General features: G+C 59.4%; 14 protein-coding genes and 1 riboswitch. Of the genes, 10 read left to right on the forward strand and 4 right to left on the reverse strand.

The annotated features are described in order from the left end of the window. Window positions 1-101: 101 nt before the first annotated feature. Window positions 102-434 carry a DMT family transporter gene (locus ACZRMH_RS03935; protein ID WP_094991926.1) on the reverse strand — a complete coding sequence of 111 codons (333 nt, stop codon included), beginning with the start codon at window positions 432-434 and terminating at the stop codon, window positions 102-104. 145 nt (window positions 435-579) lie between these two features. Between ACZRMH_RS03935 and waaA the strand changes: the two genes are divergently transcribed. Further along, window positions 580-1,857 (forward strand): lipid IV(A) 3-deoxy-D-manno-octulosonic acid transferase, encoded by a 1,278-nt coding sequence (gene waaA / locus ACZRMH_RS03940; protein ID WP_464012263.1) that lies wholly within the window; start codon window positions 580-582, stop codon window positions 1,855-1,857. 17 nt (window positions 1,858-1,874) lie between these two features. Here waaA and ACZRMH_RS03945 read toward each other — a convergent pair whose 3' ends face one another. Together ACZRMH_RS03945 and ACZRMH_RS03950 are read right to left on the reverse strand one after the other, a co-directional pair. After that, the gene (locus ACZRMH_RS03945) at window positions 1,875-6,584 is read right to left on the reverse strand and encodes a dermonecrotic toxin domain-containing protein (RefSeq protein ID WP_464012264.1); all 4,710 of its coding nucleotides are present in this window, start codon (window positions 6,582-6,584) and stop codon (window positions 1,875-1,877) included. A 98-nt stretch (window positions 6,585-6,682) separates the two neighbouring features. Next, a complete protein-coding gene (locus tag ACZRMH_RS03950; protein ID WP_464012265.1) occupies window positions 6,683-8,119 on the reverse strand; it encodes a TolC family outer membrane protein in 1,437 nt (478 codons plus the stop codon). A 172-nt stretch (window positions 8,120-8,291) separates the two neighbouring features. Next, a riboswitch (TPP riboswitch) is annotated at window positions 8,292-8,397 on the forward strand. 154 nt (window positions 8,398-8,551) lie between these two features. Between ACZRMH_RS03950 and thiC the strand changes: the two genes are divergently transcribed. Further along, a complete protein-coding gene (gene thiC / locus ACZRMH_RS03955; RefSeq protein ID WP_464012266.1) occupies window positions 8,552-10,441 on the forward strand; it encodes a phosphomethylpyrimidine synthase ThiC in 1,890 nt (629 codons plus the stop codon). 158 nt (window positions 10,442-10,599) lie between these two features. Beyond that, a complete protein-coding gene (gene cytX, locus ACZRMH_RS03960) occupies window positions 10,600-11,871 on the forward strand; it encodes a putative hydroxymethylpyrimidine transporter CytX (protein ID WP_464012267.1) in 1,272 nt (423 codons plus the stop codon). Window positions 11,872-11,974: 103 nt separating this feature from the next. Here the strand turns inward: cytX and ACZRMH_RS03965 are convergent, their stop codons facing one another. Next, entirely contained in the window at window positions 11,975-12,721 is a 747-nt protein-coding gene (locus ACZRMH_RS03965; RefSeq protein WP_464012268.1) for an RsiV family protein, read from the reverse strand. A gap of 223 nt (window positions 12,722-12,944) precedes the next feature. Here ACZRMH_RS03965 and ACZRMH_RS03970 point away from each other — a divergent pair, with 223 nt between their 5' ends. From ACZRMH_RS03970 to ACZRMH_RS04000, 7 genes are all read left to right on the forward strand, one after another. Next, the gene (locus ACZRMH_RS03970) at window positions 12,945-13,562 is read left to right on the forward strand and encodes an NUDIX domain-containing protein (RefSeq protein WP_464012269.1); all 618 of its coding nucleotides are present in this window, start codon (window positions 12,945-12,947) and stop codon (window positions 13,560-13,562) included. Further along, a complete protein-coding gene (locus ACZRMH_RS03975; RefSeq protein WP_095028073.1) occupies window positions 13,553-14,005 on the forward strand; it encodes a DUF1249 domain-containing protein in 453 nt (150 codons plus the stop codon). Before ACZRMH_RS03970 ends, ACZRMH_RS03975 begins: the two co-directional genes overlap by 10 nt. Window positions 14,006-14,167: 162 nt before the next feature. Then, window positions 14,168-14,983, forward strand: a complete 816-nt coding sequence (cpdA, locus tag ACZRMH_RS03980) for a 3',5'-cyclic-AMP phosphodiesterase (RefSeq protein ID WP_464012270.1) — start codon at window positions 14,168-14,170, stop codon at window positions 14,981-14,983. Between the two features lie 95 nt (window positions 14,984-15,078). After that, window positions 15,079-15,687: a YqiA/YcfP family alpha/beta fold hydrolase gene (locus ACZRMH_RS03985; RefSeq protein ID WP_464012271.1), complete on the forward strand. Its 609-nt coding sequence runs from the start codon at window positions 15,079-15,081 to the stop codon at window positions 15,685-15,687. Window positions 15,688-15,739: 52 nt separating this feature from the next. Further along, window positions 15,740-17,644 carry a DNA topoisomerase IV subunit B gene (gene parE / locus ACZRMH_RS03990; protein WP_464012272.1) on the forward strand — a complete coding sequence of 635 codons (1,905 nt, stop codon included), beginning with the start codon at window positions 15,740-15,742 and terminating at the stop codon, window positions 17,642-17,644. Next, the gene (locus tag ACZRMH_RS03995; protein ID WP_464012273.1) at window positions 17,644-18,624 is read left to right on the forward strand and encodes an esterase-like activity of phytase family protein; all 981 of its coding nucleotides are present in this window, start codon (window positions 17,644-17,646) and stop codon (window positions 18,622-18,624) included. Before parE ends, ACZRMH_RS03995 begins: the two co-directional genes overlap by 1 nt. Next, window positions 18,621-19,142 (forward strand): retropepsin-like aspartic protease family protein, encoded by a 522-nt coding sequence (locus ACZRMH_RS04000; RefSeq protein ID WP_464012274.1) that lies wholly within the window; start codon window positions 18,621-18,623, stop codon window positions 19,140-19,142. Before ACZRMH_RS03995 ends, ACZRMH_RS04000 begins: the two co-directional genes overlap by 4 nt. Window positions 19,143-19,146 lie beyond the last annotated feature (4 nt).

The following is a 19,146-nucleotide window of genomic DNA, read 5'->3' on the forward strand; positions in this document are numbered from 1 at the left end:
CCTCAGCGTTTAAAGACAAGGCTGGGAGTATACAGGCTGATCATCAAACTGGCCTTGTCACGGCCACTGTCTTGGCCCGCTCCCACAGAGGGTGAGGGATTTCAGTGCCCTGCTGTTTTCGAGAACAGCTGGATCACCACTACCCCCAATACAATCAGGCCCATGCCGAGCATCGCCGGTACGTCGAGCTTTTGCCCGTAGATAAACAGCGCCGCGATGCTCACCATCACAATCCCCATGCCCGCCCAAACGGCGTAGGCCACACCGACCGGGATGGTGCGTACCACCAGGGTCAGCATCCAGAACGCGGTGGCGTAACCGGCAATGACCAGGATCAGGGGCAATGGTGTGCTGAAGCCCTTGATCGCTTTCATGGAGACGGTTGCAATCACTTCGGCGCAAATGGCAATGGCCAAGTAGTAGTAGGCGTTCATGGTGGAGTCCTGAGTTTGGAGCGTGGCAATTTAACAGCTAGGTATTCTAGTAGTTGTGAAAGTGTGTAGTGCGTTCTGATTGCGACAGGGCAGGGGGAATTCGGTGCCATCATCGTGAATACTTTTTCAAGTAAACTCCGCACCTATGAATAGAACTCTCTACACCTTGCTGTTTCATCTGGGGCTGCCGCTGGTGGCGATTCGCTTGTGGCTGCGGGCGCGCAAGGCGCCAGCCTATGCCAAGCGCATTGGTGAGCGTTTCGCCATAAATCTGCCCGCCCTGCAACCGGGCGGGATCTGGGTACATGCCGTGTCGGTGGGCGAGAGTATTGCGGCGGCGCCGATGATTCGGGCGCTGCTCAAACGTTATCCACAGTTGCCGATTACCGTGACCTGCATGACGCCCACCGGCTCAGAGCGGATCAAGGCCCTGTTCGCCGATGAACCGCGGGTTCAGCATTGCTATTTGCCCTACGATTTGCCGTGGGCGGCGGCGCGGTTTCTGGAGCGGGTCAAGCCTAAACTCGGCGTGATCATGGAAACCGAGTTGTGGCCCAACCATATTCACCAGTGCGCCAAACGCGGTATCCCGGTGGCACTGGCCAATGCGCGGCTGTCGGCCCGCTCGGCCAGAGGCTATGCCCGTTTTGCCGGCCTGACCCGGCCGATGCTGGAAGAAATGAGCCTGATCGCGGTGCAGACCGAGGCCGAAGCTGAGCGCTTTCGTCAATTGGGTGCACGCCCGGAGTGCGTTGAGGTCACGGGTTCGATCAAGTTTGACTTGAGCATTGACCCGCAATTGCTGATCAATGCCCGGGAGTTGCGCGATCAATGGCGGGCGCAGGCGCGGCCGGTGTGGATTGCTGCCAGTACCCATGAGGGCGAAGACGAAATCGTACTGGCAGCCCACCGTCAATTCCTTGCCAATTACCCCGATGCGTTGCTGATTCTGGTGCCGCGCCACCCTGAGCGTTTCAATTCGGTCTTCGAGCTGTGCCAGCGCGAAGGCTTTGCCACTGTGCGCCGTTCCAGCGGCGAACCGGTCATCACGCAGACTCAAGTGCTGCTGGGCGACACCATGGGCGAACTGCTGTTTTTGTATGCCCTGGCAGACAGCGCCTTTGTTGGCGGCAGCCTGGTGCCCAACGGCGGGCACAACCTGCTGGAGCCCGCTGCGCTGGCCAAGCCGGTGCTGAGCGGACCGCATCTGTTCAACTTCCTCGAAATCGCCGCCAAGCTGCGCGAAGCCGGGGCGCTGGAAGAGGTTGATGATGCGCAAGGCCTGGCGGTAGCAGTGCAGCGCCTGTTCGAGTTGCCGCAAGACGCGCAGCGCATGAGCGACGCTGGCCTGCAGGTGATGCAGGCCAATCAGGGCGCCCTGCAGCGATTGCTCGATGGCCTGGCGCGTTTGATCTCGCGCTGAGCCATTGCGCAGGCTGATTACTTCGCCTCATCGCCCAAGGATAGAAACCACAGCTGCGCCAGTTTTTTGCCGATCTGCCCGCGGTGCACATTGACAATGGCTTGCCCGTTTTGCGCATCGGCCAGTTGCGAGTAGTAGCTGAGCCTGCGCTGTGCCCGGGTTTTCAGGTGGGCGACGACGTACTCCCGGGCGGGGGTGTCAGCCGCAGGGTAGTGGAAATGGGCGTACCACAGGGGAGCGCCCTGGCGATCGTTGACTGCGTATTCCTGGATAAAGTCACGACGCTCGCCCTGTAGCTGGATTCGCGGCCCCAGCCTGGCAATTTGCACACGGCGCTGATCAAGCAGGAACTGCAAGTTGCCGTGGGTCGGTGGCAATTCCAGGCTCAGTTGTGTCCGCAGTTCATGGCCTTCTGTGCGCATGCGTCGATAAGCGCTGCGCAAGTTGTCGATCAGGATTTGATCATTGGCCAGGCGGGCGGCTGGGGGTTGAGCCAGCAGGGCGAAGTGCAGCTCGGTGGCCAGTTTGTCGAGCTTGGTGGCCTGCACTGTCAAAATCTCTTCAATTTCCTCGGGGTGCCGGCACAGCGCCTTGTACTGTCTGGCACGGTTCAAGTGCTCTTCAACCTGGTCGAACAGCCTGCGTGCATCGCCTTTAATGACATTCAACGCTCGGCGTTCGATGGGCGATTGCGGGGCCGTTGTCTGAACCACAACCCACTCCTCGCCGTGTTGCGAGTAGGTCGAGAGCAATTGGTTGTTGTAATCGGAACGTACCTCGATGAGCTCAATTGGCCATTCCGTGCCAGGGGCTTTTACCTCGCCGATCAATTTGCCCTTGCCCTGTACATTGATCACTTTGCGTGGTGCCTTGCCTGCGCCTGAAGGGGTTCGCTTGCGCGAACGTCTGCCCGGTTTTGACGGGGGCTTGATCTCTGCTGCCAATTGCATCGTCGCGTCCTGATAGAACTCTTCAAGCAGTTGGCGGAGTTTGTTGAAGTATTCAGGGTCCAGTTCGGCAGCGTTGATGATGGCAAGCCCTTGCACGGCATCCAGGGCCTGGCCGTAATGCTGGACCAGGCTGTCCAGTACCTCAAGGCGTTTGCTGGTGTCGAACTCCAGGGTATTGAGTTCGTTGTGGGTATGGATATGTTCTTTGAGTGGGTCAATCGCATGATCCAGGCTGTTCTCGATCAGCACTCCGGCTGAGGTCTTGGAGCTGGCCAGCTTCAGGCAATCGAGCTGGAAGGCTTTCAGGGTCAGGCTGGTGTGCTCATTTCTGGACAGGACCGAGGTCATGCGCTCGGCGGCGGTAGCACCTGCGGGGCTGAGGTTGTACAGCTGATCGATATAGGTGTTCCTGAGTTCGAGTCGCTGGATGGTGCGTTCGTTGAGGGCTATCTGCTCTTTGATAAATTGCATAAACCCTTCAGGGTTTGCGTCGCTCGCTCTTTCCAGTTCTAGCCCGGGCCTGGAAAACAGTGGCCATTTTTGGAGCAGGGCAACCTGTTCGTTTGCCGAGCGCGCCAAAAACTGGATCAGGTTGTCGAACAGCTTTTGCAGCAACGAAATCACAATCCGCTCATGGAAGGGAACCTGTAGTTCAATCCGCTCTTTGTTGCTCTCAAGCAGTTTTTGGTAAGCGCTTAACTGTTTTTGCAGGGCACCTTCAAATTTCTCTCCCAGTGCTGCGACCTGCTCAGGGGTAAAGCGCGGGTCGTTTTTGGCGTGGATCAAGGCCGACTGGGTAATGTCGACGGCTTTGTGCAGTGGCTCCTCTTGTTTGAAAAAAGCCTGAAGCTCCTCTTCCAGCTGGTTTATCCGGTCTGTTCTCCTTTGCTGGTATTCGGCAATACGCCTGGGAGGCATGCCGCCCAGCAGGCGCAGGCGAAGGTCCAGCGACCAGTTGCCTGCGCTGTCCGACTTCAAGGCAGGGCCCTGACGGGTGGTGTCGGACGCTGAAACGATCATGGCCGCGCCGCTGGGGTCCATATCGACGGGGTACAGGTCCTGATCAATCAGGACATGCCAGCGCTGTTCAAAACGCAACTGCCCTTTGTGCAGGCCGGTGGGCTGTGCGGGGGGCAGGGGTTCCGGTCGTGCCACTTTGAATGTGGCCAGGCGCTGTTTCTGGCTGGGAGTCAGGTGATTGCGGGCGCCGAAAAAGCTGAAGTCCAGCGCGGTACTTTGGCCATTGGGGAATTCACCGGCCAGAGCAACGGTACCCGAGAGTATTTTTGGGGCGGGCGGTTCTGGCCATTGCTGCTCAATACGCGCTGGCGCCAACGGCTTGAGGGCCAGGGGCAGAACGTGCTCGGGCAATGGATGAGGGCGGGGCAAGGCGCTGATGGATTGATGAAAAAGCAGCATGCCAATGTTGAGCAGTACATCGGCTGCAGCCAGTTCCCGGGTCGCCGAGTCATCACTGGCCAATGCTGCAATATCCTGGCTGGCGGCATGGACCAGGCTCAGCAGCCCGCCTGTCAGCATCAGCGGGCGGGGCAGTCCGGGCAGTAACAGCAAGGTGTTGAAAAGCAGATTTGCCCCTTCAAGAAATACCGCCCAGCGACTTTCGCTGTTCGACACAGACTCAGCATCGGCCAGCGCCACCAGGGCTCTGGCATGGTTGCCGTAGAGAAACTGCATCAACTGGCCGTTGCTCAGGTATTGCTGCAACTCGCTGCTGGCGCCGTCGGTTGCAAGCTGCGCGGGCGGTGGAGTTTCAATGGGGGCGGACTCACTGCCCAGGCCAAAGCGCAGGTAATGCGGCTCCTTGATGCCACCGTTGGCGTAGATGGGGCGGTCAATGTCGTCGAGCCAGATCAACAGACTGTCTTGCAGCTCGCCGGGCTCGGCGATGGCCTCCAGCAGTGCTGCGCGAGTAGGGAACTGAAGCAGTGACGGGCTGTAGAGCGGTCGGTACAACAGGTGCGGGCCGACCTCTGTATCGTCGGCTTCAATGAGGTACATATTGCTGACGATGTCGGGCGCGGCCCCTGGCTGACGCACCAGCGCCAGGTGCCTGATGATCACGGCGGTGTCGTTGACCCGGCGGCCAGTCTCGCCGGGTTGCACCAGCGCCGCTACATAGCGTGCACCGAGTGCTGTCACGCCGTTCTCCTGCTTGAGCGCTGACTCCAGTGCTTGCAGAGGCAGTTGTACGCGGGTGTGCTGGGCGAACAGTTTTTCCCTCGCTCGGGCGTCAGCGGTATTGCCCAGCAATACGCTCTCGACCCGCTCAGGGTAAGCCTTGCCGATATTGGCCTGCTCGATCAAGCCGCCGCGCCGGGTAATGTATTCGGGGGTCAGCCAGGTGGGCAGGTTCAGGTCAAGGCGGTGGCGCAGGGTTAATGGGCCTTTGGGCATGCCGAGCAGGTTTTTCACGGCCAGCTCGGTCAGGCTCATGGTAAGTGGCTCCACAATACCGACGGTATCCGGCAGGCCGGTCACGACAAGAAATGTCAGCTCAATATCATCGGGGTGCAGTATTTCATCGCCAGAGTGAGCGAGGGTGTCCTGCGCGAAGCGTTGCTGGTCGAACAGCAGGATTTGCTGCAATACATCGCCAGCATAGGAATGGATATCGGACAGGCCCCAAAGCCAGGTTCTCCCCTTGTTGAGGGTTTTGACCCCAGACAAGGCAAGACTGTATTGGCGATAGAGTGCCTGGTCTGTCGGGCTTGCGTTTGTCAGCCAGTCGGGCAGGTGATTTTTCAGGGCTTGCAGGGTGTCGACGTTGGCGTTGGGCGCTTCGACGAAAAAATCAGCCGGGTCGGTTATCTTCAGATACACCGCTTGCAGCGCTCGCCAGCCAATGCTGGCGGGCAGTTTCAGCAAGCGCAGATCCGCCAACTGCTGGTTCAGGATGGTCGCGGCACAGGCGTCAAACGCATTGCCCTCCAGCTCGAAGCGTTCAAGGTGAATTTCCTCAACGCTATATTGCTGGTGCACTTGAGCGGTCAAGCTCTGGCTGAGTGCATCCATGTCCTTGAACAGACGCGTGGCGCCGCCCGGTTTGTACTCCAGCAGTTGCTCGGCGTTGGCAAATACGATGCTTGAGTTGAGCCTGGAATGAGGCTGGCCTGCGCTCATCAGGGTGAATTTTAGCCAGTAGGCGCGCACGGCACCCTCACCGTATTCGCGGATGCGCTCTTCGCGTTCAGGGAAGTTGATGACCTGGTAAAGCGCTGCGCGAGCGGCATCTGTCAGGTCGGGCTGTTGAAGGGCGCTGATGCTCAGGGTGTCCTTGAGCACATCACTGAGCCACTGCCAGCGATTGCCGCCGCTGCCCGAGTCCTGGCCCCAAAAGGCGGTCAGCGCATTCTCCAGGCCAATGGGCAAGCGCCAGGTCAACTCCTTGACCAGTTTCTCGATGATTTTCATATCCAGCTCACCCTCAGGGACGGTGAGCCAGTCAGGTGCGTTTTCGGTGAGGTAATAGGCCTGGCCGTTGACCGGGCTGAGGTTCAGTTCGGCACCGGTGCCCAGGTAATCGGTCACACGCGTCATCAATGGCTGCAGTGCCCAGCCGCCTTGTGGGTAAGGCACGGCCAGCCGAGTGCGGTTGAGGTCGATTGTCAGCGAGGGATATTGCTGGGCGATGGCCTCGACGAGCATTTGCCGGGCAACGGATTCGAGGGAAGGAGGGTTGGCGAACTGCGCCCTGACGGCATTTTCGGCAGGGATCAGGGGCATTGCCGGTGAAGCTGTTGAGGTGACTGTAGGCATGGGCGTTCCTGTAGTGAGTACCAGAGGTCAAACGACCGATGTCGTATTAACCTCTGGTGCTCTCAAGGAACGGTGGTAGCGGGATATTGCTTAACGCTTCAATTGCCTGGCGAGCGCATATTGGCTTCGGCCGCTTTGGCCAGGTCCGGTGGCAGGAAGTCCTTGTCCGGGTTGTAGTCGGCCTTGAGGTAGCGCGACAGTGCTTCCAGGTCGCCCGGGTTCAGGGTGCCTGCCGCCTGCTTGAGGCGCAGGTTGTCGAGGATGTAGTCGTAGCGGCTGTTGTTGTAGTCGCGCACCGAGTTGTACAGCTGGCGCTGGGCGTCGAGCACGTCAACGATATTGCGTGTGCCGACCTGATAGCCGATTTCCGTGGCTTCCAATGCGCTCTGGTTGGAGATGATCGACTGTTTGCGTGCCGATACCTGCTCTACGTCGGTGTTTACTGCGCGGTGCAGGTTGCGGGTGTTCTCGACCACCTGGCGGCGCAGGGCTTCACGTTGCTGCTCGGTCTGGTCCAGGCGCGAGTAGGATTCGCGCACTTGCGAACTGGTCAGGCCGCCGCTGTAGATCGGGATATTCAACTGCACGCCAATGCTGCGCTGCGAGACGTCGCCGCCATAACGCTGGTTGAGGGCGTTGGGGTTGCTCAGGCCAAAGGCATCGTTGTCCCCGGTCTTGTACTGCGCCACGGCATCAAGGGTTGGAGCGTGGCCAGCCTTGCGCTGCTTGAGGGTTTCTTCGGCGGCGCTCACCGCGTAGTTGCTGGCTAGCAGGTTGAGGTTCTGCTGCGCGGCGGTGTCGACCCATGACTTGGCGTCATTGGGCATTGGCGGCAGGATCGGCAGGGTATGGCGCATGCCTTCGATCGAGTTGTACTGGCGGTTGGTCAGGGTGACCAGGGACTCGAAGGCATCTTCGACCTGACGCTGGGCCAGCATCCGGTTGGCCCGGGCGGTGTCATAGCTGGCCTGGGATTGCAGTACGTCGGTCTTGTCCGACAGACCCACGTCAAAGCGTTCGCGGGACTGGTCCAGCTGGCGCTTGAAGGCGGCTTCTTCGGCCTTGGTGGCAGCCAGGGTGTCCTGGGCGCGCAGTACCGAGAAATAGGCATTGGCGCTTTGCAGGATCAGATTCTGCTCGGTGGCCGAGAGTTGCAGCGCGGCCTGTTCGTTGACCGATTCGGCGGCTTTCAACTGGAACCAGCGATCAATCCGGAAAATCGGCTGCGCCAGGGTGGCCTGATACACCATCGCGCTGCGGGTGGTGGTCAGCGACGGCTGGTCGATGGCGGTGCGCACATTACTCGACTCGGCACCGCCGGACAGGTTGGGCAGCAAACCGGCACGGGCCTGAGGTACCACTTCCTTTTGCGCCTCGTAACCGGCGCGGGCAGCAGCCAGGTCGGCGTTGTTGTCGACGGCTTCGTGATAAACGCTGACCAGGCCGTTCTGGTTGGACAGCGGAGCGGTGGTATCCAGAGCCATTGCGCTGGTCGCCCAAGACACGGCTATTGCCAGTGATAGTTTGCGCAACATGAGCGATCCCTAGTTCAAGAATGCGAAAAATGAAAGCCCGAGTCCGACTCGCGGTTTCAAGAAGTAGCGAGTGTAGTAGTGGTGGCACCTTGCAACAATGCCGTTTTTGCGCCTTTTATCACGTCATCGATTGTGGGGTTGGCGTTCTGCCTCACTCTTCTCTAGACTGGGCGCGTTCTTGTCGGGGTGCCTTGCTATGAGGCTGAGATCGAATAATTTCGGATCCCGTTGAACCTGATCAGGTTAACGCCTGCGTAGGGAACAAGATTTCTCGTCTCCCGGCGAGTCCTCTTGAGTGCCGTCCGGGATCGATTGGTCAAAAAATGATCAGTCGTTCGAGGTCGTCACTCAGCACCCAGTCCTTGGGTGCATCCGTACATTTTTCAGGTTCTCCCTCCGACAATCCGCCTGGATGCAGTCTGGAGAGCCGTGATGAGTACAAAACCAAAAAACGCGATCAATCTCAGTGATTCGGCCAAGGTCGATGAGCAGTCGGTCAAGCCGTTTACCCGCTCGCAAAAAGTCTACGTACAGGGTTCGCGCCCGGACATTCTGGTGCCGATGCGTGAAGTCAGCCTGGATGTCACACCGACCGATTTTGGCGGCGAAGTGAACGCTCCGGTATTGATCTACGACACTTCGGGCCCGTATACCGACCCGTCTGTCCAGATTGACGTGCGCAAAGGTCTGGGCGATGTGCGCTCGGCGTGGATCGACGACCGTGCTGACACCGAGCGCCTGCCGGGCCTGAGTTCGAACTTCGGGCAAATGCGCCTGGACGATGCAGAGCTGACCAAGCTGCGTTTTGCCCATGTGAAAAACCCGCGCCGGGCCAAGGCCGGGGCCAACGTCACCCAGATGCACTATGCGCGTCAGGGCATCATTACCGCCGAGATGGAATACGTCGCCATCCGCGAAAACATGAAGCTGCAGGAAGCCCGCGCTGCCGGTCTGCTTGATCAGCAGCACCCGGGCCATAGCTTCGGCGCCAGTATCCCGAAAGAAATCACCGCCGAATTCGTGCGCGAAGAAATCGCCCGCGGTCGCGCCATTATCCCGGCCAACATCAACCACGTTGAGCTGGAACCGATGATCATCGGCCGCAACTTCCTGGTGAAGATCAACGGCAATATCGGCAACAGTGCGCTGGGTTCTTCGATTGAAGAAGAAGTGGCCAAGCTGACCTGGGGTATCCGCTGGGGTTCGGACACGGTCATGGACCTGTCCACCGGCAAGCATATCCACGAAACCCGCGAGTGGATCATCCGCAACTCGCCGGTGCCGATCGGTACCGTGCCGATTTATCAGGCGCTGGAGAAGGTCAACGGCGCGGCCGAAGACCTGACCTGGGAGCTGTTCCGCGACACCCTGATCGAACAGGCCGAGCAGGGCGTCGACTACTTCACCATCCACGCCGGTGTGTTGCTGCGCTATGTACCGCTGACCGCCAAGCGCGTGACCGGTATTGTCTCCCGTGGCGGTTCGATCATGGCCAAGTGGTGCCTGGCGCACCATAAAGAGAACTTCCTCTACACCCATTTCGACGAAATCTGCGAAATCATGAAGGCCTACGACGTCAGCTTCTCGCTGGGTGATGGCCTGCGTCCGGGCTCGATTGCCGACGCCAACGACGCCGCACAGTTCGGTGAGCTGGAAACCTTGGGCGAACTGACCAAGATCGCCTGGAAGCATGACGTGCAATGCATGATCGAAGGCCCCGGCCATGTGCCGATGCAATTGATCAAAGAGAACATGGACAAGCAGCTGGAATGCTGCGACGAAGCACCGTTCTATACCCTCGGCCCGCTGACTACCGACATTGCCCCGGGTTACGACCACATCACTTCGGGTATCGGCGCGGCGATGATCGGCTGGTTCGGTTGCGCCATGCTTTGCTATGTAACGCCCAAGGAGCACCTGGGCTTGCCGAACAAGGATGACGTCAAGACCGGGATCATCACCTATAAGATCGCGGCCCATGCTGCCGACCTGGCCAAGGGCCATCCTGGTGCACAGATTCGCGATAACGCCTTGAGCAAGGCGCGGTTCGAGTTCCGTTGGGAAGACCAGTTCAACCTCGGCCTGGACCCTGACACTGCGCGTTCGTACCACGACGAAACCCTGCCCAAGGACTCGGCCAAGGTCGCGCATTTCTGTTCCATGTGCGGGCCGAAATTCTGCTCGATGAAAATCACCCAGGAAGTGCGCATCTACGCCGCCAACCAGCGCATCGATGCCATCGACGTGGATGTAGCCAAGGGCCTTGCCGAGCAGGCCGAGCGCTTCAAGCAGGAAGGCAGTCAGCTGTACAAGAAAGTGTGATGTAAGCAGTTCCCTTGTGGGAGCGGGCTTGCTCGCGATGCAGACGATGCGGTCCTTCAATAAAGCCGTATCGACCCAATCGCGAGCAAGTCGAATCGTCGCACCGCCGCTCCCACAGGGTTTTTGGGCGCCTTTATCTTCCTTGAGACTCACTCCAATTGAACACACCCGGCACTTACTCCCCCGACCTTGCTGTCCCTCTGGACCGGCGTGCGTTCGGCGGTCGCGATCTGTTTTCCTTGTGGTTCTCCCTCGGCATTGGCCTGATGGTGTTGCAGACCGGCGCATTGCTTGCGCCGGGGCTGGGGCTTTCTGGTTCTCTGCTGGCAATTTTTCTCGGCACGCTGGTGGGCGTGTCGCTGCTGGCTTCGGTCGGCGTGATAGGCAGCGATACTGGCCTGTCATCGATGGCCGCACTCAAGCTCAGCCTTGGCAGTCGCGGTGCAATGCTCCCGGCCATGCTCAACGTGTTACAACTGATCGGCTGGGGTTCGTTTGAAATCATCGTGATGCGTGACGCCGCCAGCCTGCTCGGCGCCCGTGCTTTCAGCGAAGGCAGCCCGTTGAGCAATCCCTTGCTATGGACCCTGTTTTTCGGTGCCCTGGCCACTTTGCTGGCGGTCAGCGGGCCCTTGACCTTTGTGCGCAAGGTGTTGCGCAAATGGGGCATCTGGTTGCTGCTGGCGGCCTGTCTCTGGCTGACCTGGAACCTGTTCGCCAAGGCCGACCTGCCTGCTCTGTGGGCACAAAAGGGCGATGGTTCTCTGCCGTTTGCGGTGGGTTTTGATATTGCCATTGCGATGCCGTTGTCGTGGTTGCCGCTGATCGCCGATTACTCACGCTTCGGCAAGCGCGCCAAAAGCGTGTTTGGCGGTACGGCGCTGGGCTTCTTTATTGGCAATTTCTGGCTGATGAGTCTGGGCGTAGCCTACACCCTGGCGTTTGCGCCAAGCGGTGAGGTCAATGCGCTGCTGTTGGCGCTGGCAGGTGCAGGGCTGGGGATTCCGCTGCTGCTGATCTTGCTCGACGAGTCGGAGAACGCATTCGCGGATATTCACTCGGCGGCGGTGTCGGGCGGGATTTTGCTGCGTTTGAAGGTCGAACATCTGGCTTTGGCCATTGGTGTGATCTGCACCCTGATCGCCTGCTTTGCGCCGCTGGCGCAGTACCAGAACTTTCTGTTGCTGATCGGCTCGGTGTTTGCGCCCTTGTTTGGTGTAGTGCTGGTGGATCACTTTATCCTGCGCAAACGCAGTGCACGGGTGGCGCCGGGTTTGTTCCGCTGGCCGACCTTGCTGGCCTGGTTGGGTGGAGTGATGACCTATCACCTGCTGGCGAACTTGCTGCCGGATATGGGCGCGACGTTGCCGGCGTTGCTGCTGGCGGGGTTATTGCAGTGGGTGGCAGGGCGCTCAAAAGCGGTTGCATGATCTTGTGGGAGCGGGCTTGCCCGCGATAGCTGCAACTCGGTTGTCCAGATGCACCGAGCTGCCTGCATCGCGAGCAAGCCCGCTCCCACGGAAGATGGGGTGATTACCCGCGGCCCGGGAACCACTCAGGCTTCAGAATCCCGTTCAAGCGCGAGTACGGAATCTTCAGTTCAACATGCCCTTCAGAGTACGGCGCAATGCTGTACACGTCGTACTTGAGGACTACGTTGTCCTTGAGCAGCGCTACGTTCGGGGTCTTCTCGAACGGCCAGTTTTTGACGAACTCCGGATCGCTGGCGTAATGGCTGCTGATCAACCAGTTGTTGTGCGCCACTTTGGCAGCGCCCCAAAAGGCCTGCTCCTGACCCGGCAACAGCATGTCCTGCAAGGTCACTTCTTTCTGGTCCTTGCGTGAGTAGTTGATAAAACCACGCCCCGGCATGCCATGGGCACCACCGGTATCCAGGTAGCTGGACAGCTCGATAATCACCAGGCCGTCATGCTGCTCGCGTACCTTGGCTTGCAAATAAGTACTGTTGCGGCTGTCGGCGGTACGCAGGAACTGTTCGCGGTACGCGTTGAGCGATGGCGCCAATTTGTCCTCAGGAGAGTTGAGGGTCATTTTCAGCAGGCGGTTTTCGATCAGTGCGTCGAGCTTGGGCGCGTCGGCAAAGTGCAGGGTGTCGATATTCACCAGCGGGCAATCCTGCCCGGTGCAACCGGCCTTGACCTGCTCGGAAGCGTCATTGGTAAACACCAGCGGCTTTTGCACCGCAGGCTGGAACACGCTTTGGCAAGCGCCCAGGGTCAGGGCGATGCAAGTCATGGAGGCAAACTTTAAAAGCGACATGGTCGTCCTTCATCGTCGAAAGAATGGGAAATGGATGGTGGTTCGACTGCCAGCATGGGCATCGGTTCGCCACTAAGCTTACATAGGAGCAATTAGAGTTGTTTTGCAGGCGATCCGTCTATCCCCACGTTATAAAAGAGGCTGCATCCGCAGTCGCAGGCGCGTTAGGATGCGCGATGCCGAGGGTCCGCCCACGGTGAAATTCGCCAGCTAGGGGTTTGCAATGACTGACATCACCAAGGCCACGCCAAGCGCCGTTGAGATCGTAAAGCGCGAGAACGGTTATCAGGGTTTTTACAAACTTGATCGCGTGCACCTGCGCCATGAGCTGTTTGCCGGTGGCATGAGCCGTGAGATCAGTCGTGAAGTATTTGTGCGCCATGATGCAGTCTGCGTACTGCCCTATGATCCGCAGCGCGATGAAGTGGTACTGATCGAGCAGTTTCGCGTCGGTGCCCTGGGCAAGAGCGAAACCCCCTGGCTGATCGAACTGGTCGCCGGGCTGATCGACAAGGCCGAAGTGCCCGAAGAAGTCGCCCACCGTGAAGGCGAAGAAGAGGCTGGAGTGACGTTCTCGTCCTTGTGGCCCATCACCCGCTATTTCCCGTCGCCGGGTGGCAGCACCGAGTTTGTCCATTTGTTCCTGGGGCGTTGCAGCACCGTGGGTATTGGGGGCTTGCATGGTCTGGAGGAAGAGGCAGAAGATATTCGTGTAACGGTATGGGCGTACGAAGATGCGCTGCAAGCAGTACGTGATGGGCGTATTTCCAATGCAGCGAGCATTATTGCCCTGCAATGGCTGGCGCTTAATCGCGCTGAAGTGAGGGGGTTATGGTCGTAAATGGGGTTCGCGATCGTTATCGGGTCGATCTGATCGGGCTGCAGGCCGCTTGCGAGGCCAACTATGCCCGGCTGATGCGCTTGCTGCCCGAAATGCGCGAGCAACCCGGCCCGCGTCAGATCGCCGTGACCCAGGGTGATCAGATGCTGGGCGTGCTGACGCTGGAGGTGATCCTCGATTGCCCGTACACCAGCACCCTGCGGGTCAGCCAGCAACACAGCTTGCCGTGGTTGCCGGTGCCGCAGTTGCAGGTTCAGGTGTATCACGACGCGCGCATGGCAGAAGTAGTCGCAGCCGAGCATGCCCGGCGTTTTCGCAGCATCTATCCTTACCCCAATATCGCCATGCACCAGCCTGACGAAAAAGCCCAGCTCAATGTATTTCTGGGTGAATGGCTGAGCCATTGTCTGGCCTGTGGCCATGAATACGCAGAAGTACGCTAGCCTTTAAATAATATCTGTGAGAGCTGGCTTGCCAGCGATGCGGGCAGCGCGGTTTGTCAGTTGTGATGCCGCGCGGATGCAATCGCCGGCAAGCCAGCTCCCACAGGTGTGCATTCCTTGTCATAATTGCGCCATTCATTGACCCTCGCCGGGAGAGCTCCCTTGCCGAATGTGCCCACGCTGACCAGCGAAGATCCGGTGCTGCTGGTGCAGCTCTCTGACAGCCATCTGTTTGCTGATGCAGATGGCTCGCTACTGGGGCTCAATACTGCACAAAGCCTGCAACAGGTGATCGATCTGGTGCGCGCCGAGCAGCCGCATATAGACGGCCTGCTGGCCACTGGGGATTTGACCCAGGACGCCAGCGTCGAGGCTTATCAGCGTTTTCGCAGCCTGACCGCGCCGTTGGCAGCTTGCGCCCGCTGGATCCCCGGCAATCACGATCAGCTTGCGCAGATGGGTGAAGCCGCCGTGCAGAGCCGTCTGCTGGAGCCGGTGATGGATATCGGCAATTGGCGCATCACCCTGCTCAACTCGGCGGTTCCCCATTCCACCCCCGGTTATCTGCAAGACGACCAATTGCAGCTGCTGGCACAATCCTTGAGTGAGGCTCCTGATCGCCATCACCTGATCTGCCTGCATCACCATCCGGTGTCAGTGGGCTGTGAATGGCTGGAGCCGATTGGTCTGCGCAATGCCAAGGAGTTCTGGTCGGTGATGGATCGTTATCCACAGGCCCGGGCGGTGCTGTGGGGGCATATACATCAGCCGTTCGATCAGCAGCGCAATGGCGTACGGCTGCTGGCATCACCCTCGACCTGCATTCAGTTCGCGGTCGCCAGCCCCGACTTCAAGGTCAGCAATGAGGCGCCTGGCTATCGCTGGTTGCGCCTGCAGCCCGATGGCACCTTGCAAACCGGTGTATCGCGCCTGGCGGATTTTGTGTTTGAGCCGGATTACAGCGCCAACAATTACTGAAATATCTTGATGCGAGTCATTACCCCTGAGTCAGGCTAAACTGCGCGTCTTTATTGATGCTGTGTTCAGCTTAATGTGCCATCGGGGGTCATCGCATGTCGGGTTCCATCTTGTATATCCACGGGTTCAACAGTGCCCCAGAGTCCAAGAAGGCCACACAGTTGACCTCGGTGATGCAGCGCATCGGCCTTGGCGGGCAACTGCGGGTGCCGGCCTTGCACCATCATCCGCGTCAAGCCATCGCCCAGTTGCAGGCCGCAATCAGCGAGCTGGGCCGCCCATTGCTGGTCGGCAGCTCGCTCGGCGGCTACTATGCGACCTGGTTGGCCGAGCAACATGGCCTCAAGGCCTTGCTGGTCAACCCGGCCGTCAGCCCGCATCGCAAGTTCGACGGCTACCTGGGTACGCAAACCAATCACTACAGCGGCCAGACCTGGGAACTGACCCTCGATCATGTTCATGCCCTGGCCGATCTGGAAGTACCAGCACCCGAAGACCCGCAGCGGTATCAGGTGTGGTTGCAGACAGGCGATGAAACCCTGGACTACCGCTACGCTGAACAGTATTACGCGGCGTGTGACGTGCGGGTTCAGGCAGGCGGAGATCACAGTTATCAAGGTTTCGCCCAACAATTGCCCGAACTGTTGAGTTTTGCAGGGATTGGCGCCGAACAGTTTCAAACCATCGACTTTGCGGCCCTTTAAGGCGCCCGTCGAATGGCCCTTATTTTTCACTTACGACTAACGACGAGACCCTATGGCCACTCCCAGCGCTAGCTCTTATAACGCCGACGCCATCGAAGTCCTCTCGGGCCTCGACCCGGTGCGCAAACGCCCCGGCATGTACACCGACACCAGCCGGCCCAACCACCTGGCCCAGGAGGTCATCGACAACAGTGTCGATGAAGCCCTGGCCGGTCACGCCAAGTCGGTCAATGTCATCCTGCACGCCGATCACTCGCTGGAAGTCAGCGATGACGGGCGCGGCATGCCGGTGGATATCCACCCGGAAGAGGGCGTGCCCGGCGTCGAGCTGATCCTCACCAAGCTCCACGCGGGCGGCAAGTTCTCCAACAAGAACTACCAGTTCTCCGGCGGCCTGCACGGCGTGGGGATTTCGGTGGTCAACGCGCTGTCGACGCTGGTACGGGTCAAGGTCAAGCGTGACGGCAACGAATACCAGATGACCTTTGCCGATGGCTATAAAGCCACCGACCTGGAAATCATCGGCACCGTGGGCAAGCGCAATACCGGCACCAGCGTGTACTTCGCGCCGGACCCCAAATATTTCGATTCGCCCAAGTTTTCCGTCAGCCGCCTCAAGCACGTGCTCAAGGCCAAGGCCGTACTGTGCCCGGGCTTGTTGGTCACCTTTGAAGACAAGAACAGCGGCGAAAAGGTCGAGTGGCATTACGAAGACGGCCTGCGCTCGTATCTGGTGGATGCGGTCAGCGAATTCGAGCGCCTGCCGGATGAGCCGTTCTGCGGCAGCCTGGCCGGTAACAAAGAAGCCATCGACTGGGCTTTGCTGTGGCTGCCAGAAGGCGGTGACAGCGTTCAGGAAAGCTACGTCAACCTGATCCCCACGGCCCAGGGCGGTACTCACGTCAACGGTCTGCGTCAGGGCCTGCTCGATGCCATGCGCGAGTTCTGCGAGTTCCGCAGCCTGCTGCCCCGTGGCGTGAAGTTGGCCCCCGAAGACGTGTGGGAACGCATTGCCTTCGTGCTGTCGATGAAAATGCAGGAGCCGCAGTTCTCCGGCCAGACCAAAGAGCGTCTGTCTTCCCGTGAAGCAGCAGCCTTTGTATCGGGTGTGATCAAGGACTCCTTCAGCCTGTGGCTCAATGCCAACCCAGAGTTGGGCATGCAACTGGCTGAACTGGCGATCAACAACGCCGGGCGCAGGCTCAAGGCCAGTAAAAAGGTCGAGCGCAAGCGCATTACCCAAGGCCCGGCACTACCGGGCAAACTGGCGGACTGTGCCGGGCAGGACCCGATGCGCTCCGAGCTGTTTCTGGTGGAAGGTGATTCCGCCGGTGGTTCGGCCAAGCAGGCGCGGGACAAGGAGTTCCAGGCGATCCTGCCGCTGCGCGGCAAGATCCTCAACACCTGGGAAGTGGACGGCAGCGAAGTCCTGGCCAGCCAGGAAGTGCACAACATTGCCGTGGCCATCGGTGTCGACCCCGGGGCAGCGGACATGAGTCAGTTGCGTTACGGCAAGATCTGCATCCTTGCCGACGCCGACTCCGACGGTCTGCACATTGCTACCTTGCTGTGTGCCTTGTTTGTGCAGCACTTCCGCCCGCTGGTGGATGCCGGTCATGTGTATGTCGCCATGCCTCCGCTGTACCGTATCGACCTGGGCAAGGAGATCTTCTACGCCCTGGACGAAGCCGAGCGTGACGGCATCCTCGATCGCCTGGTGGCCGAGAAAAAACGCGGCAAGCCACAGGTCACGCGATTTAAAGGTCTGGGTGAGATGAACCCGCCGCAGTTGCGCGAAACCACGATGGACCCAAACACCCGTCGTCTGGTCCAGCTTACGCTTGAAGACTTCGCGGCCACCTCGGAAATGATGGATATGCTGCTGGCGAAAAAACGTGCCGGTGATCGCAAGGCATGGCTCGAATCCAAAGGCAACCTGGCGCAGGTGCTGGCCTGATGCGCAGTGCCTTGTTGGGCGTGCTCTGTCTGGGTGCTGCGCCGGTTATGGCCAATACCTGGCCAGAACTGGCGTTGCAGTCAGAGCATTCCGTAGAAGGCATGCGTGGTGGCAATCTGTCGGGCCTGGCGTTGTGTTCGGGTGAACTGTGGGCGGTGTCCGATCGTGATGATGATCAGATTTACCGCCTCGATCAGAGCTCTATCCCTTGGCATGCCGAGGCCCTGAGCATCGAGGTGCCGCCTGCGCCAAAAAGTGGTTTGCCTTGGGGCGTACGCATGATGGGTAAAGCCATCAGCCCGTTGCGTGGCGGTGATCTGGATTTCGAGGGCATTAGCTGCGACGACGCGGGTAACCGTTATGTGGTCAGCGAAGCCCATGCCGCGGTGCTGCAGGTTCCGCTGACAGGCGCCCCTGCCTGGCTCAAGATCGGCCCGGCGCTGGTGCGTCAGGCCCGGGCCAGTGGCATGTTGCTGCATTTCAATGCGTTGTTTGAAGGCATTGCCGTCAACCCGCAGGGTAACCAGATCTGGCTGGCGGCAGAGCGTGAACGTCGCGGTTTGCTGACCATCCGCAAAAAACAAAGCGTGTGGGACTGCGAGAACGGTTGTGTATTGATGAGCGAAGGCGGCCTTGAACAACCGCCGCCGCAACTCAAGGCCAAGGCTCAGCAAAAGGATTTCGCCGATCTGGCGTTGTTCGAGGGCAAGCTGTTTACCCTTGAGCGCATGGCCTACCGCATTTGCCGTCGTACCCCGAGCACCGGTGAAGTCGAGCGCTGCTGGTCGTTTGCCAATGATGCCTTGACCGAAGGTCGGCGTTATAACAGCGGTTATGGCAATGCTGAAGCCTTGAGCCTGGATGCCAAGGGCGCCTGGATCGGTGTCGACAACGGCAACCATGTACGCGCTGATCACGAGAAACGCCCCATCGTCTGGCGCTTTGTTGCCCCGCAAGGTGGCTGGAGTGCCAAATCATGAGCCAGCAAGCACCGGGAAAAGGCATGGGGCGTATCTTTATGATCGTGGCCTGGTGCGCCGGGCTGTATCTGGCTGCGCAATTTTTCGGGCGTTGGGAAGAGCGTCAGGCCAACCCTAATACTGAAGTCACCTCGCAGCAAGGCGAGGGTTTTATCGAAGTCAAACTGCTCGGTAACGCGCAGGGCCATTTCGTTGCCAGCGGCCGGATCAACAACGTGCCGGTGGAGTTTTTGCTGGATACCGGCGCCACTGATGTGGCGGTGCCGATGGATCTGGCCCGGCAACTGGCATTGCCCAAGGGCATGCCCGTGACCCTGAACACCGCCAACGGTCGCACCCAGGGCTATCAGACCCGTATCGACCGCCTGCAACTGGGCGCCATTGTGCTGCGCGACGTGCGTGCAGTGGCGGCTCCGGGGCTTGAAGGCGAGCAGGTGCTGCTGGGCATGAGTGCGCTGAACAAACTTGAATTTACCCAGCGCGGCGGCACCATGCTGCTGCGCCAGACAACGAACTGAATGA

This window comes from Pseudomonas sp. B414 (assembly GCF_055408445.1).

Bases quoted from the DNA above. Each gene is read 5' to 3' on its own strand.
- ACZRMH_RS03935 (WP_094991926.1), bottom strand. From the start codon at position 434: ATGAACGCCTACTACTACTTGGCCATTGCCATTTGCGCCGAAGTGATT.
- waaA (WP_464012263.1), top strand. From the start codon at position 580: ATGAATAGAACTCTCTACACCTTGCTGTTTCATCTGGGGCTGCCGCTG.
- ACZRMH_RS03945 (WP_464012264.1), bottom strand. From the start codon at position 6,584: ATGCCTACAGTCACCTCAACAGCTTCACCGGCAATGCCCCTGATCCCT.
- ACZRMH_RS03950 (WP_464012265.1), bottom strand. From the start codon at position 8,119: ATGTTGCGCAAACTATCACTGGCAATAGCCGTGTCTTGGGCGACCAGC.
- thiC (WP_464012266.1), top strand. From the start codon at position 8,552: ATGAGTACAAAACCAAAAAACGCGATCAATCTCAGTGATTCGGCCAAG.
- ACZRMH_RS03965 (WP_464012268.1), bottom strand. From the start codon at position 12,721: ATGTCGCTTTTAAAGTTTGCCTCCATGACTTGCATCGCCCTGACCCTG.
- ACZRMH_RS03970 (WP_464012269.1), top strand. From the start codon at position 12,945: ATGACTGACATCACCAAGGCCACGCCAAGCGCCGTTGAGATCGTAAAG.
- ACZRMH_RS03975 (WP_095028073.1), top strand. From the start codon at position 13,553: ATGGTCGTAAATGGGGTTCGCGATCGTTATCGGGTCGATCTGATCGGG.
- ACZRMH_RS03985 (WP_464012271.1), top strand. From the start codon at position 15,079: ATGTCGGGTTCCATCTTGTATATCCACGGGTTCAACAGTGCCCCAGAG.
- parE (WP_464012272.1), top strand. From the start codon at position 15,740: ATGGCCACTCCCAGCGCTAGCTCTTATAACGCCGACGCCATCGAAGTC.
- ACZRMH_RS03995 (WP_464012273.1), top strand. From the start codon at position 17,644: ATGCGCAGTGCCTTGTTGGGCGTGCTCTGTCTGGGTGCTGCGCCGGTT.
- ACZRMH_RS04000 (WP_464012274.1), top strand. From the start codon at position 18,621: ATGAGCCAGCAAGCACCGGGAAAAGGCATGGGGCGTATCTTTATGATC.